A 15,785-nucleotide genomic window follows, 5' to 3' on the forward strand; every position below is an offset into this window, starting at 1 on the left:
CGCAGTGCGACTGCCGATGCCGTGTGGGCATGCGCCGCTTATCCACGTCAGGCTTGGGTTCAAGGCCGGTTGCACTGCTGGCCCCACCCGCTTGGTCCGCAGGGTTTCCTGGCCCGTGCTAAAACTGTCTCAACAGCGGTCAGGCATCCTCGCGGCCCAGCCAGCCGCTCTGGTAACAGTATGGCTGCAGTGGTGCCCTACAGTGTGAAACGCCCGACGATGGCATTGAGGCTGCTCGCCAGTTGCTCCAGCTGCGTAACGGCCCGGCCCATTTCCTCGGTTGCATCACGGTTGGTTTGCGACATGCTGCTGATTTTCTCGATATTGCGGGCAATGTCGGTACTGGCAGCGGCCTGCTCGCGGGTGGCATTGGCGATGATCCCAACATGGCCGACCAGCTCATCGGTGCGGGCTTTGACCGCACCCATCGCGTCCGCCGCCTGATTGGCCAGTTGCACGCCTTCTTCGATCTGGCGCTGGGTGGATTCCATGTCCCCATTGGCTTGGGTGATATCGTGCTGGATGGCTTGGACGATACGACCGATTTCAATGGTGGCTTCTCCCGTCCGGGCGGCGAGTTTTCTGACCTCGTCCGCCACTACGGCGAAGCCCCGTCCATGCTCCCCGGCACGGGCTGCTTCGATGGCGGCATTCAAGGCCAGTAGATTGGTCTGGTCTGCGATATCTTTGATGACACTGACGATGGTATTGACCTGTTGTGACTGGGTAGCCAAGTTGCCCATGGTATCCGCCAGCTTGAATACACTGCCACTGGCGCGGCTGATTTCGCCTGCGACCTGGCTGGCCAGCTGCTGACCATTATGCGTCTGCTCGCCGGTGGTACGGGCGGTCTGCTCGAATTCACGAGCCGAGTCCGCAATGTGTTGAATGCTGACGGTGACTTGCTCGACACTGGCAGCGGTGGAGGTCGAGGCCTCTGCCTGGTGGTCGGTGGCATGCTCGATCTTTTGCGCAGAGCCGCCAAGCTCTGACGCGGCATGGCCGACGGCTTGGCTCTGTACGCTGACATCGGTGAACATATCACGCAGGCTGGCCATGAATCGATTGAATGCTTCAGCGGTCTGGCCGATCTCATCCTGTGAATGGATCGGGAGGCGCCGGGTCAGGTCGCCTTGGCCTGAGGACAAGGTTCGCATGGTGTCTGCCAGCCGACGTAGCGGCTGGAGCAGGGTCGCCAGAACCAGCGACAGCACCCCCAAGATGATGGTTACGACAATGATGCCCGTCAGGATCGCATCGTTTCGGGCTTTCTTGGCGCTTTCCACAATGGCGGCATGAGGGACAGACACCCCGAGCGACCAGAATTGTCCTGTATTACCCAATGGGATGGGCAAGTAAATGTGTTCCCAGCCATCCCGCTCGAATTGGATGGTCTGCCCAGACTGAACCTTTTGCAGAAACCCATCGGGGAAGGCGTCGGCCTGTATGGTTTTGGCCAGATTCGCCGGGTCATTGCTCACCACATACACCCCGCCGTGGGAAAGTAACGTGACATAGCCGGTGTCAAATGGTTTGAAACCACCGATTTGTTGCTGCAGGCTGCTCAGCGGCAGATCGAGTGCCGCCACCCCGACAAACTTGCCCGCCTTGTCTTTGATGGCAATGGTGATGGAGGACATGACCATCTTTGTGTCCTGTACTTCATAGGGAAAGGGCTCGATGATGGTATCGCGCTGCCGTTGCTTCGGTAGCGAATAAAAGTCACCCCAGCCGGATGCCTCGTAAGGTGGACGATACTCCGTCAGTTTGTCCCGATACGCCTCGAATTGCTTGGCTTGGTCAATAGGTATGATCGAGTCAACCATGATCTTACTGCCCACGCGGCTGATGAAGGGGGTGAAGCGGCCAGTCGGATCATGTCTTGGCCAGTCCAAGCGGAATTCATCATCCTTGCCGTCATAGGCATTGGGCTCCCATAGCATCCAGAGGCCGGAGGCCTGTGGAGCAGCGGTCAACAGATTCGTCATCAGCTGATAGACCATTTCACGGCTTGGGCGGTTTGCCATTTCCAGCCCTTGTAGCATGCTGGCCAAGTACTCAGGAAGCTGCCTGGCATTGGCCAACTCGGCGGAAACCTTCTGGGCATAGTTTTCAGCATCCTGCTTGGCAAGATGCATGCCTTGGGAGACTGCATCCCGATACGCATTGACACTATTGATGGAGATGACGATTCCAAAGCCGATGATGACTTGGATAGCTGAGACGATCAGCACTTTGGTGCGTAAGGTCATAGTTTTGAACAACGCCATGGCTCTGTAGGCGCTGGCTGCCTTGTTGACATGCCAAGCGCTTGCCTCCCTCGATGTTGATATGGGCATTGGTATAGTTATAGGCAAGGGATGCTTTCACCAACAAGTTTCCAAGCCCATTTCCAACACCAACTGATTCCGTTCCGGGCCACTTGGGCGGTTCACTGTCCAATATGGGTATCAATCGGTGGTGAGAATGTGAAAATTGCGTTGTTTGAGCGTGGTTTCCTGACGAATCTGGGCTTTTTGGGCTAGCAGGCGGTGATATCTGCTCGGTTGCAGGTATTGATCACCCGCAAAGCCATCAATGCCCCAAGCCCAGCAAGCCAGGGGTGAGCCACGCCGGCAGCTGCCTGCCAGCGCTTGCCAGCACGGCATCCCCCACCGTGGCACCGGCTAGTCGATGTGTTTCCAAAAATGTATGCCGGTGTTTGGCTTGAAATTATTTCTTCATCAATGCATATATTTGCAAATTTGAATTGCAAATGCTTGATCATAAACGATGAATTTTTACATCCGATATTGATTTTTTTTGATTTGGACAGGGTTGAGGGCTATATCGGAATCAGATGCGTCGTGAGCAGGAGGGTTTGTGTTCCACAAAATCAGCCTTCGTGTCATTGCATCCGGCTTCACCTGCTCTCTCGTGCTGTTGATTGTGGTCATGGTGGCGACGATCAATCAGTTCGTCACTTTCAATGCCCATATGCAATGGGTGTCGCATACCAAGAACGTACTCCGTGCCATGGATGATGTGGAGAACGCACTGCGCGATGCTGTGCTGGCTGGGCGAGAGTATCTGATGACCGGTTCCATCGATGCCCGGCAAAGCTTTGAATCCGCCATGGCCGCCCAGCAAGTGCATCTCGGGCGCGTCCGTCATCTGCTGTCGGACAATGCGACGCAGCTGCAAGGGTTGGAGGCATTCCAGGCTGATCTGGCGCGGCGTGCGCAGATCTGGCGACAGCTGGTGCAGTCGCATGACCATCAAGCGGGAGACCCGACGGCTGGCATGCGCCACATGACTTTGATGGAGTTGAATACGCGCCTGGCCAAGCTCAAATATCTCGAATATGACCAGCTTGATCTACGCATCCGCCATTCCATCCTGCGGGCGGCCAACACCGAGTACCTGGTTGTCATGGGGGGCTTGATCGGCGGCACGGTGATCCTCATTGCGTTTGTGATCCTGTGGGGGCAGATTGTCCAACGGATCGAGGCAGAGTCGGCATTGCAACATGCCAATGAAGCGCTGGAAAACCATGTCAGGCAACGGACAGACGAACTTGCCTTTGCCAATCAGCTGTTACGGCAGGAAATCGACGAGCATCTCGCCACGCAGCGCCAGATCGAGGAGCTGAATACCTCGTTGGAAGCCAGAGTCGCAGAGCGTACTCATCAGTTGGCCGCCGCCAATAAGGAGCTGGAGAGCTTCAGCTATTCTGTGTCGCATGATCTGAGAGCGCCGCTCCGAGCGGTTGCCGGTTATTCACAGATGCTATTGGATCATATGAAAGACCGGATGGATGACGAAGACCGTCGTCTGATTGGGGTGATTGTGAGCAGCGGTCAGCGCATGGGCAATCTGATCGACGATTTGCTGACTTTCTCCAGACTGGGGCGAACCACACTCAGTAAGAACTGGGTGGATATGTCGCTGTTGGTCAACGATGTGGTCACTGAGTTGTTGCAAAGCCATGAGGGCGCCTTGCCTGAGATACAGATCGAGCCATTGCCGGAAGCGGCGGGTGATCGGGCGCTACTGAAGCAGGTGTGGGCCAATCTGTTGTCCAACGCCATCAAGTTCTCATCGCAGCAACGGCAGGCTCAGATTGTGGTCAAGAGCCGGGAGACGGGTGACGAGATGGTCTATGAGGTCATCGACAATGGCGCAGGGTTTGATATGCGGTATGTCGATAAATTGTTCGGCGTCTTTCAACGCCTGCATCAACAACACGAATTCCCTGGCACGGGTGTTGGCCTGGCCATTGTCCAGCGGGTGATCATCCGCCATGGTGGCAGGGTCTTGGCGCAAGGCGAGACTGGCAAAGGCGCATGTTTCGGCTTCACCCTGCCCAAGGAGCACATTGATGAGCAACTTCACGCAGGTTGAGATTCTGCTGGTCGAAGACAACCCGACCGATGCCGAGCTGACCTTGCACGCGTTGCAGAAAAGCAATCTGGCCAATCGGGTCTTGTGGCTGAGGGATGGCGCGGAGGCGCTGGAGCATTTCTTCGGCGCTGGCCATGTCACTTTGCCGAAACTGGTGTTGCTGGATTTGAAGCTGCCTAAAGTCGATGGGGTGGAGATCTTGCGCAGGCTGAAAAGCGATATCCATACCCAGGCCATCCCTGTGGTGGTATTGACCTCGTCGGCGGAAGAGCGCGATGTGGTGGACTCCTACCGGCTGGGGGTCAATAGCTACATCGTCAAGCCTGTTGATTTCGAAATATTTGTTGAAACGGTCTCTCGCGTTGGCTTCTATTGGATGCTCGTCAATCGGGAGCCAAGGTTCGTTTGAGCTGGCTTGATGGCTGACATGGGCCATGAATTTGTATCAACAGAATCAGGGTTGAATAGGGGAGCGTGATGTCGCCATTGAAAGCATTGCTGGTGGAAGATGCCGTGACCGATGCCGAGCTGATTCTGTACGAGTTGCGTAAGGGTGGCATTGAATTCGATGCCCGGCGGGTGGATAGCGAGCAAAGCTTGTTGTATCAACTGCAGGCGTTCAAGCCGGATCTGGTCATCTCTGACTTTTCCCTACCGCATCTGGACGGTGGGCGGGCGCTTGACATGGTGCGTGGCGTGTCGATCGATATCCCTTTTGTGTTTGTCTCGGGCACCATCGGTGAAGAGCGTGCCTTTGATCTGATGCGCCGTGGGGCAACCGACTATGTCAACAAAACCAATCTGGATCGCCTGACGCCCATCGTCAATCGGGCCTTGCAGGAAACCGCTGAACGTAAAGTGCGCAAGCTGGTCGAGGAAAAGCTGGCCGCCAGCGAGCGGCATTTCCGCCTGCTGGTGGATGGTGTATATGACTATGCGCTGGTGCTGTTGGATGCAGAAGGCAAGATCATCAGCTGGAATGAGGGCGCCAGCAGGTTGTATGGATATCACCAGGCGCAGGTGATCGGGCAGCATCTGTCATTGTTGTACGAGGCAAAACACGTAGATCGGGCGATCCGCCAGCTGGGGGCTGCGGTGGACATGGGGCGGTTTGAAGACGAATGTCTGCAACGGCGACAGAGTGGCCAGCTGTTCTGGGCAGATGCCGTCACCACGCGGTTGGATGGGGATGGCGAGCAGCCCTCATATTTTGCCCACATCGTGCGTGATCTGACCGAGCGTCGCGAGCAAGAGCAAAAGATCGCCCGCCTCAATCGACTGTACGCTGTATTGTCCAGCATCAATTCAGTGATTGTCCGCTGCCGTGATCGGCAGACCTTGTTGAGTGAGGTCTGTCATATTGCGGTCAGTCAGGGCAATTTTGCCCTGGCTTGGGTGGGCTTGTGCGAGGATGGTGTGATCGAGCCCGTGGCATGGTTGGGTTGTGCAGAGCAGGTCTTACGGGATGTGTGTTATCACCTTGATGACCACTGTGCAGCGTGGCAGGCCATCTTGCAACTCAAGCCGATCCTGAATAACGAGCAGCATCAGGAGGACGGGCAGGCCACCTTGCCCGCCAACATCATGGCCGAGCAGGGTCTGCAATCCAGCATTGCTTTGCCATTGGTGGTGGATGGCGAAGGTATCGGCGTGCTGGAGCTGTATTCGAACGAGCCAGCCTTCTTCAATCAGGATGAAATGCGGCTGCTGTTGGATCTGGCCGGGGACATCTGGTTTGCACTGGAGTACATCTCACGCGAGGAGAAGCTGGACTATCTGGCCTTCTATGACGCCTTGACCGGCCTGCCCAACCGGCGTCTATGTGGTGACCGCGTGCATCAATTGTTGAGTGGCCGGGTCGATCATCACTCGTTGGCCATGATTCTGTTGGACATCGAGCGCTTTCATTTCATCAACGATACCTTTGGCCGCCATCAGGGGGATCAGCTGTTGAAGGCAGTCAGCTACCGGTTGGCCTCCGTCACCGATGAGCCGGACTTTATCTCCCGGGTCGGTACGGACTGTTTTGGCGTGGTGCTCAGCGCGGTCAATAGCGAAGCGGATGTCGCCCGCTTTTTGAAAGAGCGCATGTTTCCGTTGTTCACCAAGCCATTCACACTGGATGATCAGGAGTTGTTGATATCAGCCAAGGCGGGTGTAGCCATGGCACCTGGCGACGGGCGGGATGCGGACACCTTGTTCTCAAGTGCGGAAGCCGCGCTGAAAAAGGTCAAGGCCACTGCCGAGCCATACCTGTTCTACCTGCCGAAAATGCAGGAACGCATAGCCGAACGGCTGGCCATCGAAAGCGGCCTACGGCGAGCGCTAGACGAAGACCAATTCGTGTTGTACTACCAGCCGAAGCTGGATTTCAGCACCTTGCAGATCGTCGGTCTGGAGGCGTTGATCCGTTGGCAGCATCCAGAGCAGGGCATGATACCGCCCTCTCGGTTCATCCCGATCCTTGAGGAAACCGGGCTGATCCTGAAAGTGGGGGAGTGGGTACTGCGCAGAGCCCTGGATGATGCCGAGTACCTGTCCCATCAAGATATCAAGGTGCCGCGCATCGCGGTCAATGTGTCTTCGCTGCAACTCAAACAGGACAACTTCGTCCAGGTCATCACCCGCCTGGTGCAAGCGCGCCATGCATCGGTGGTGCTGGATCTGGAGATCACGGAAAGCCTGTTGATGGAAGACGTGGACATCAACATCAATAAGCTGGAGGCGCTACGCCATCTGGGGGTCAAGATCATGATCGATGACTTCGGAACAGGCTATTCGTCACTGAGCTATATCGCCCGGCTGCCGATCGACGCCTTGAAGATTGACCGTTCTTTTGTGGAAAACATGACAGAAAGCCCCAATAGCCTGAGTATCGTCACCTCGGTGATTTCGCTGGCCCACTCGCTGAATTTCAAAGTGATTGCAGAAGGGGTCGAGACTGAGGAGCAGGCTAAATTTCTCCGCCTGCTGCGCTGTGATCAGGTACAAGGCTTCCTCTATGGCCGCCCGGAGCCGTTGCACACCATTGCAGATCGCCTGATTGGCAACGCGCTGCAAGGCTAGTTGCCGCTTGAAAACAGATTCTGGCTGGGCCATGACACCACATAGTCGGTGACAGGATGATTGGAACCACCGCTCGCTGGGCCCTATACTGCAGCGTGTGTATTGGCGCCTCAGCGCCGTAGAGAATGAGCCCAGCATGCCCAGCATTACCTTCAGTAGCAGCACTATGCCGAATGAGGTGACACTCGAATATGTACCAGATGGCAGCACCACGGTATTGGATCTGGCCCGCTTGGAATCGTTGCCGATCTACTGGCATTGCGGGCTGGGTACGTGCGGTACCTGCGCAGCGCGCGTGACCGTGCTGTCTGGGGTGGAGCGTGGCATGGGGAATAAAGAACGTAATGTATTGATCCGTTTTGATAAGCCCGCTGAGGTCAGACCTGGTGACGCCAATTGGCGCTTGCTTTGTGGCTATCTGCTGACTGGCGAAACCTTGAGGGTCGAGTGGTAGGGAATGCTCACGGAATCCTTGCATGTGCGTTGTCGCAACTAAACAGCTGCGCTATAGTCCGCCAATCGGATCTGGCTGTCTGTTTGTTTGTCAATCCAGATGGTTTCCGCATCAATAAACCAACCTATTCGGGGAGAGTGCTGTTATGAATAAATTGTCCAGCAAGTTGCTGGCCGCGCTGATCGCTGGCGCGCTGGTGTTGAGCGCATGTGGCAAGAAAGAAGAGCAACCTGCAACACCACCCGCAGCCCAGCAGTCTGACGCCAAGCCAGCCGAGCCAGCCAAACCTGCTGTCAAAGAGCTGGTGGTCGGCACGGATGCAGCCTATGCGCCGTTCGAAAGCGAAAACGAGAACAAGGAAATTGTCGGCTTTGACATTGACGTGGTGAAAGCCATCGCTGAGAAAGCCGGCGTGCAGGTGAAGTTTGTCAACACGCCATGGGAAGGGATCTTCAAGACACTTGACCAAGGCGACCGTGATCTGCTGGTTTCCGCCATCACCATCACTGATGAACGCAAACAAAGCATGGATTTCTCTGAGCCTTACTTCGAGGCCAAGCAACTGATCGCCGTGTCCTCGAACAGCAAGGTGCAGAAGCTCGAAGACCTCAAGAAACTGAAGGTGGGTGTGCAGACCGGCACCACAGGTGATGAAGTCGTACAGAAGCTGCAAGGCAAGACCAGCCCTAACATCAAGCGTTTCGAATCTACCCCGCTTGCACTCAAAGAGCTGGAAGCAGGCGGCGTTGATGCCGTGGTTGCGGACAACGGTGTGGTGATCAACTATGTGAAAAACAACTCCGACAAGGGTTTCCGCATGGTTGAGGATGCGACTTTTGCCAAGGAGTTCTATGGCCTGGCTGTGAAGAAAGGCAATGCCGAGCTGGTTGCCAAGTTGAATGAAGGGCTGAAGAAGATCAAGGAAGACGGCACCTACGACAAAATCTATGCCCAGTATTTTGCCGAGACGAAAGCCGCTGCCCCGGCTGAGGCCGCCAAGCAATAAAGCGATTGCTGCCAAGACAAGCGCAACCTGCGGGTTGCGCTTTTTTTTGCACCGCTTTGTCACGAATCGTGAGCGCTGTCCGTCTTGTTCTTGTCTGGCTGGCGAAGCCATATGACCACGGTGATGTTGCATAGAGGCAATACCTGGGTGGCCCGCCATGCTGTTTACACACACATTCATAAGGAACGACATCATGCAAGCTCGGATCGACTTTGTTCAACATGCACCGAATGCCTACCAAGGACTGGCGCAGGCAAAAAAAGCACTGGCTGAGTCCACTTTGGGCAAAGCCTTGGTGGATCTGGTGTACTTGAGGGTGTCGCAGATCAATGGGTGTGCATACTGCGTCGATCGCCACGCGCGTGATCTGTTGGCTGCGGGTGAGCCACTCCATCGGGTCAACAGTCTGGTGACCTGGCGCGAGGTGGCCTTCTACAGCGACCGTGAGCGAGCAGCCTTGGCATGGGCGGAGTACCTGACGCGGTTGCCGATATCGCATTCAGGTCAGGACCCGTTTGAATCATTGCACGTATATTTCAACGAGGCCGAGCAAGCGGAATTGCTGATGGCGGTGGCGCTGATGAACGCCTTGAACCGGCTGGGGGTTGGGGCAAAGATGGTGGTGGCCGCGTCTTGAGATTCGATTGACATGATTTCATCGCCCACTGGGTGGGCGATGATGGGATGGCCAGGGTGTCAGTTGATACCCAGGCGCTCCATTCGGTAACGCATGCTACGGAAAGTGATACCGAGCATCTTGGCGGCAGCCGTCCGGTTGAAGCGGGTCTTTTCCAGCGCTTCCAGAATGGCTTCCCGCTCGACTCGATCAAGGTAATCTTGCAGTGGATATTTGTCGCCACTGCCTACCGCAAATGCTTCGTCTTCTCCCGATGCGCTTTCCGGCGTCAGTTGCAGGTCATCTTCCTCGATCACATGGCCATTGGACAAGGCCAGGGCGCGTTCCAGAATGTTTTCCAATTCACGGACGTTGCCGGGGAAGTTGTACTGCATCAAGGCGGTCTGGGCAGGCTCGCTCAATTGCGGAACAGACATGCCCAATTGCTCCGAAACCCGTTCCAGCACTGAGCGCGCGATTACTGGCACGTCATCACGCATCTCTCGCAATGGGGGCATGCGCAACTCGATCACATTCAGGCGGTAATACAAGTCCTGGCGGAATTTGCCGTCATCCACCCGTTGCGACAGGCTTTGGTGGGTCGCGCTGATGATCCGGACATCAATGGCTTCCTCCGCCGGGCTGCCCAGTTTCCGGACTTTTTTCTCTTGGATGACTCGCAGCAGCTTGACCTGCATCATCAGCGGCAGGTCGGCCACCTCGTCCAGAAACAAGGTGCCACCGTGTGCCGCCTGGAAGAATCCTTCCCGCTCTTGATCCGCCCCGGTGAATGCGCCTTTTTTATAACCAAAAAACTCGCTTTCCATCAGGTTTTCCGGAATCGCGCCACAATTCACCGCAATGAAAGGCTTTGGCGCACGCTGGCTTTTCTCATGGATCATCCGCGCCGCCCGCTCCTTACCAGAGCCCGATTCGCCACTGATGTAGACAGGGGCGTTGGACCGGGCGAGCTTGTCGATCAATTCCCGAACAGCCTGCAGGGCGGGCGAGCTGCCGAGAAAGCGGCTGGAGGCATCGCCGCTACGGCCACTGGATTGAGGGGCAGCTTGGTCGAGATTGAGTGCGGATTTGATCAGGGTGCGCAGTTGATCCAGGGCGATAGGTTTGGACAGGTAGTCGAATGCCCCTGCCTTGAGCGCCTGGATGGCATTTTCGGTCGAGCCATAGGCTGTGATCACCGCGACTGGAATATCCAGTCCTTGGCTTTGAATATGCTTGACCACCTGCAGGCCCTCGCCATCAGGTAGGCGCATATCAGTCAGGCACAGGTCAAATTGACCTTTGTTGAGCTGGGACAGGGCCTCTTTGACGCTACCCACTGGCGTCACCTCCAGGCCCATCCGTAATAACGTCAATTCCAGCAGCTCACGGATATCGGGCTCATCATCGATGACCAATACATGACGGGCGGTGCCCGCGTCGCGTTTACTCATTGCCATATCCTGCAAGTCAGACGAAATGTTGCGCCGCTTTTCTTCGCAACATAATCCAGCGAGGCATGGTTGGCAGCTGCTACTTCACGTGCGATGTAGAGGCCCAGACCACTGCCATGGCTGTCGTCGGTGGTAAAAAAAGGTTCAAACAATTTGGCCCGGTGCTCGGGTGGCACGCCCGGGCCGTCATCTGTCACATCGATCCAGCCTTGATTGCCATCGTGGCGTGCAAGGATGCGGATGCTGCCTTGTGCTTGTTTGCAGTACCTCCAGGCATTGCGGGTGAGATTCCATAAGATCTGGTGCAAGTGATTGCGGTCAAACCCCACAACCAGTGTCTCCTCGATTTGTATGTCGATGCAGTTGGCAGGGATGCGTTCAGCCTGTGACAGCTCCTCGATAAAGCTGTCAAGAAATCCAGCCAACCTGATCTGCTCCGGCTGGGCGCGGTCACGACGATTCAGTTGTAGGATGTCCTGCACCATGCCATCCAGGCGGCGGGTATTGTCTCGGATGATCCGTGTCAATTTGACGGTGAGCGGATCACTTTTATCTTCAGACAGCAATTCGGCGGCATGGCCAATCGAAGACAGTGGGTTACGAATTTCATGTGCAATATTCGCGGTCAGGCGGCCTAGCGCCGCCAGCTTCATCTGCTGTGCCAGGGCCTGTTGCCGATGTACGTCTTCGATGAAGATCACAGCCCCGGCAGCCCGATTGGCTGCAATGGGCACGAATCGAGGGTGGATCTGCTTGCCTGAATTGGTTTTCAGCACCAGATCACCTTGGGTATGGCCCTCCAGCCAGCCTTTGGCAGCCAGCTCCAGCTCCGGCAGATAGTCGCTCAGCGTCAGCCGCTCACGAAAAGGCGGGGGGCCAAGCAGCCGATCTGCTTGCTGATTGCGGCTTCGGATCACGCCTTTTTCATCGATGACAATGACCCCGTCAGGCATGTCCTGAATGATCAGCTGGTTGATCTGCGCCAGATTGGCCAGGTCGATCCCGCGTTGTAGCGCGACCTTCTCGCTTTCCGTGGCATGCTGCGCCAGACGATACCCCAGCCATGCCGTTGCGAAGTAGCCGATGCTGAGCAAGACGGGCTGGCCAAAGTCGGTGGCGTTGTTCTCCTGCAACAGCATGCGTAAGGTCTGCTCGGCCAGCACGCCGATGGAGGCAATGGCCGCATGGAACAGCGTCATGCGACCTCGGCTGATGAGCCCCGCCGCAGCCAGATAGGGCATCAGCAACAAACCCAGCCCGCTGCGGATGCCGCCATTCAAATACATCAATGTCACCATGATGATGATGTCTACCGACACCTGTACCGACAGCTGGACGTTGAACATCGGCCAGCGTGCGCGGATGGTACCAAATGCAACCAGGCTGAACAGCCAATAGGCTGACACGATGGTAATCAACGACCCTGGTTGTAGATCGAGATCTGTATCGCCCTTCATTTGAAAGGATAGTGCGGCGATCATCAAAATGCTTGCCACGACCATGCGATACACGTTGAATAACAACAACGAGCGCCAGAATGTCGCGGGGTAATTCAGATTGGCTGAGCGGGTGTAGGAATAGGGCAGTAATGGCATGAGCAGATCCGTCCGATGTCATATTTTAGTGTGAAACCAATCTTGTTTGCTGACTACCAAGAAGTCACGTGCTGCCGCTGGTCATCTGGATGGCTTCAGCCATGGCATTCGGCAGCCCTGGCGGACATGAGCAGGGGTATTGGTTTGACCATCCTGTGGCGAGGCTTCCCGCACAGATTCAATCATGTAACAATCGACTTGGAGTCAGTGGAAATCGCATGGCAACAGAGCCTAGCCTTGCATGCCTTCAATTGTTGGAGTGGTGATGGAAATCAAAGACTATATGCAGCAGATCGGGCGATCTGCACGTACCGCCGCACGCGCATTGGCCAAGGCGGATACTCATCTGAAAAACCAGGCCTTGCTGGCCATTGCCGACGCCATCGAGCGGGAGCGCGACGTGCTGCTGGCCGCCAACGAGCGGGACGTGGCCCGTGCCCGTGAAAACGGCCTGGATGCCGCGTTGCTGGATCGTTTGACCCTCACGGCCAAAACCGTTGCCAGCATGGCTGAGGGGTTGCGCCAGGTTGCCAATTTGCCAGATCCGGTGGGGGAGATCAGCGAGATGAATTACCGCCCCAGCGGCATTCAACTGGGTAAGATGCGTGTACCACTGGGTGTCATCGGGATCATCTATGAAGCCCGCCCCAATGTCACGGCGGACGCAGCTGCATTGTGCCTGAAAGCAGGCAATGCGGCCATTCTGCGGGGGGGCTCTGAGGCCATTGAGTCGAATCGGGCCATTGCTGCCTGCGTGCGTGAAGGGCTGATGCAGGCGGGTTTGCCGGAAGCAGCGGTACAAGTTGTCGAAACCACGGATCGTGCCGCCGTGGGCGAGCTGATCACCATGCGCGATTATGTCGATGTGATCGTGCCACGGGGTGGCAAGGGGTTGATCGAGCGCATTTCCAATGAAGCGCGGGTGCCGGTGATCAAGCATCTGGATGGCATCTGCCATGTCTATATCGACGACAAGGCTGATATCGAGAAGGCCATCAGAATTGCGGACAACGCCAAGACCCATCGCTATGGCACCTGCAACACGATGGAGACATTACTGGTGGCAGCGGGTATCGCTTCGCAGGTACTGCCTGAGCTGGGCCGTATCTACACCGACAAAGGAGTGGAGCTACGCTGTTGCGCTGCAACCCGGAACCTGATGCAGCAAGCGGGCTTTGGTTGGTTGAAAGAGGCGACCGAAGAGGATTGGCGCACCGAATACCTTGCGCCGGTGTTGTCGATCCGCATTGTCAGCGGCCTGGACGCCGCCATTGACCACATCAACAGCTATGGCTCGCAGCACACCGATGCTATCGTCACAGAAGACTACTCCCGAGCCCGCCAATTCCTGCGCGAGGTGGATTCAGCCTCGGTCATGGTGAATGCATCGACGCGCTTTGCCGATGGCTTTGAATACGGCTTGGGTGCGGAAATCGGCATCTCGACTGACAAGATCCACGCTCGGGGGCCGGTTGGCCTGCATGGTCTGACCAGTCAGAAATGGATCGTGCTGGGGGATGGCCAGGTACGGACATAAACCGTCCTGCATTCCGCCCAGGTAAACAGCCCGACAGTATGTCGGGCTGTTTTGTTTGTGGGGATGCCCAATACTGTAGATGCCACTCATCGGTTTGGTTTGGTATGTTTACCAATATTTGGTATTTTTACCAAACATTCAGTCGGAGAGCGTCGTTATGAGTGTCAAGACACGTCTGCTGGAAGCCGGGGTCACATTATTGAAGACGCGAGGCTTTGCTGCGCTGACTCAGCCGCAGGTTGCAGCACAGGCCGGGGTCAAGCAAAGCCACCTGACCTATTACTTCCCAACCCGGACCGACCTGCTCATTGCCATTGCCGAATACACAGTGGACAGTTTGTTGGTGCAAGCTGCCGCACAGCTCACCCAGGCCCCGAATGGCAAGACACTGCAGGAACTGATCTTGCATGTGATGCTGGAAGGCGTGCCACCACGTGTCATTGTCGGCTTGATCGCCGCAGCAGATAGCGACCCAGCCATCCGCCTGTCGCTGGATCGTCTGATCTGCCACGCCCGCCAGGCCATGCCAATGCTGCTGCAGGTGGCTGGGCTAAGGGCTGGTACAGAGGATGTGTTGTTGTTCCATGCCACGATGGTCGGCCTGGCCATCATGCATCAGGCCAGGTTGAATGATGAATCGGCGGCGGACTTGCGAAGCGGCCTGGAGAGGCTGATCCAGTGCCTTACCCCATCCGTGTGAGGAGCCTTGTCATGCGACTTTCCACTTGTTGCCGTCTCCTGCCGATCCTAGTGCTGGCTGCTTGTGATGCACCTGCCGATGTTCCCTGGCAGGGTTATATCGAAGGCGAGTATGTCTATGTTGCCGCACCCGTGGCGGGCTACCTACAGCAGCTGGGCGCACCTCGCGGCAGCCGTGTCGGGATGGGACAGCCAGTGTTCCAATTGGAAGCAGACCTGGAAAAAGCCGCCGTGACAGAGGCCCAGGCCCGTGAGCAAGCGGCAGCGGGGCGTCTGGACAATCTGAAATCACCTCGTCGCGAGCAGGAGATCGCTGGTTTGCAGGCACAGCTGCAAGCGGCATCGGTGGCGCTGAAGCTGTCGGAAACCCGCTTGAAACAGCAACAGCAGCTGGCAGACGGCGGGTTCATATCTTCTACCGCATTGGATGAGGCACGGACAGCGCGTGATCGTGATCTGGCGCAGGTCACCAATATGCGCGCACAACTGGCGGCCTATCGGCTGGCGATTGGGCGGTCGGACGAAGTGCGCGCAGCCGAGGCCGAAACGGCTGCGGCCAACGCGGTGACCACCCAGCGGCAATGGCAGATGGGCAGGAAAACCGCACTGGCCCCCGCAACTGGTGAGATCACCGAAACCTATTTCCAGGTTGGTGAGTGGGTGCCAGCTGGTCAGCCGGTTGTGAGTCTGTTGCCCGACGACAGGCGTAAGATCCGCTTTTACGTGCCCGAGCCGCAATTGGCGACGGTTCAGCCTGGTATGTCGATCCGGGTGCGCTGTGATGGCTGCAAAGAGCCGATCCAAGCCGTGGTGCGTTTCATCGCAGCCCAGCCGGAGTTCACCCCGCCGGTGATCTATAGTCGTGACAGCCGCGCCAAATTGGTGTTCCGAGTAGAGGCCGAGCCCCGCCCCTCCGGCCAGGCAAAGTTGCTTCGCCCAGGCTTGCCGGTTGAGATCGAGCGGGCGAGAGGCTGA

General features: G+C 56.6%; 12 protein-coding genes. 9 read left to right on the forward strand and 3 right to left on the reverse strand.

Annotation, left to right across the window (positions count from 1 at the left end; translation table 11 throughout):
- Positions 1-197: 197 nt before the first annotated feature.
- Complete coding sequence (locus tag HNQ59_RS07635) at positions 198-2,270, reverse strand: methyl-accepting chemotaxis protein (protein ID WP_184037335.1); 2,073 nt, start codon at positions 2,268-2,270, stop codon at positions 198-200.
- Positions 2,271-2,862: 592 nt separating this feature from the next.
- Between HNQ59_RS07635 and HNQ59_RS07640 the strand changes: the two genes are divergently transcribed.
- From HNQ59_RS07640 to HNQ59_RS07665, 6 genes are all read left to right on the forward strand, one after another.
- The gene (locus tag HNQ59_RS07640) at positions 2,863-4,383 is read left to right on the forward strand and encodes an ATP-binding protein (RefSeq protein WP_184037338.1); all 1,521 of its coding nucleotides are present in this window, start codon (positions 2,863-2,865) and stop codon (positions 4,381-4,383) included.
- A complete protein-coding gene (locus tag HNQ59_RS07645) occupies positions 4,361-4,792 on the forward strand; it encodes a response regulator (protein WP_184037340.1) in 432 nt (143 codons plus the stop codon). The genes HNQ59_RS07640 and HNQ59_RS07645 overlap by 23 nt, the downstream gene beginning before the upstream one ends.
- 68 nt (positions 4,793-4,860) lie before the next feature.
- Positions 4,861-7,449: an EAL domain-containing protein gene (locus tag HNQ59_RS07650; RefSeq protein ID WP_184037342.1), complete on the forward strand. Its 2,589-nt coding sequence runs from the start codon at positions 4,861-4,863 to the stop codon at positions 7,447-7,449.
- Between the two features lie 136 nt (positions 7,450-7,585).
- Entirely contained in the window at positions 7,586-7,903 is a 318-nt protein-coding gene (locus tag HNQ59_RS07655; protein WP_184037344.1) for a 2Fe-2S iron-sulfur cluster-binding protein, read from the forward strand.
- A 145-nt stretch (positions 7,904-8,048) separates the two neighbouring features.
- Positions 8,049-8,909, forward strand: a complete 861-nt coding sequence (locus tag HNQ59_RS07660; protein ID WP_184037346.1) for a basic amino acid ABC transporter substrate-binding protein — start codon at positions 8,049-8,051, stop codon at positions 8,907-8,909.
- A 193-nt stretch (positions 8,910-9,102) separates the two neighbouring features.
- Positions 9,103-9,546: a carboxymuconolactone decarboxylase family protein gene (locus HNQ59_RS07665; protein WP_184037348.1), complete on the forward strand. Its 444-nt coding sequence runs from the start codon at positions 9,103-9,105 to the stop codon at positions 9,544-9,546.
- 59 nt (positions 9,547-9,605) lie between these two features.
- Here HNQ59_RS07665 and HNQ59_RS07670 read toward each other — a convergent pair whose 3' ends face one another.
- Both HNQ59_RS07670 and HNQ59_RS07675 read right to left on the reverse strand, forming a co-directional pair.
- Positions 9,606-10,979 carry a sigma-54-dependent transcriptional regulator gene (locus HNQ59_RS07670; RefSeq protein WP_184037350.1) on the reverse strand — a complete coding sequence of 458 codons (1,374 nt, stop codon included), beginning with the start codon at positions 10,977-10,979 and terminating at the stop codon, positions 9,606-9,608.
- Entirely contained in the window at positions 10,976-12,574 is a 1,599-nt protein-coding gene (locus tag HNQ59_RS07675) for a sensor histidine kinase (protein WP_184037352.1), read from the reverse strand. The genes HNQ59_RS07670 and HNQ59_RS07675 overlap by 4 nt, the downstream gene beginning before the upstream one ends.
- A 265-nt stretch (positions 12,575-12,839) precedes the next feature.
- Between HNQ59_RS07675 and HNQ59_RS07680 the strand changes: the two genes are divergently transcribed.
- The 3 genes from HNQ59_RS07680 (at position 12,840) to HNQ59_RS07690 (ending at position 15,785) form a co-directional block, all read left to right on the forward strand.
- On the forward strand, positions 12,840-14,111 hold the full coding sequence (locus HNQ59_RS07680; RefSeq protein ID WP_184037354.1) for a glutamate-5-semialdehyde dehydrogenase: 1,272 nt from the start codon (positions 12,840-12,842) through the stop codon (positions 14,109-14,111).
- 157 nt (positions 14,112-14,268) lie between these two features.
- Positions 14,269-14,811, forward strand: a complete 543-nt coding sequence (locus HNQ59_RS07685) for a TetR/AcrR family transcriptional regulator (protein WP_184037357.1) — start codon at positions 14,269-14,271, stop codon at positions 14,809-14,811.
- 11 nt (positions 14,812-14,822) lie between these two features.
- A complete protein-coding gene (locus HNQ59_RS07690; RefSeq protein WP_184037360.1) occupies positions 14,823-15,785 on the forward strand; it encodes an HlyD family secretion protein in 963 nt (320 codons plus the stop codon).

Origin of the sequence: Chitinivorax tropicus (assembly GCF_014202905.1) — a bacterium.
Taxonomy (GTDB): Bacteria; Pseudomonadota; Gammaproteobacteria; order Burkholderiales; family SCOH01; genus Chitinivorax; species Chitinivorax tropicus.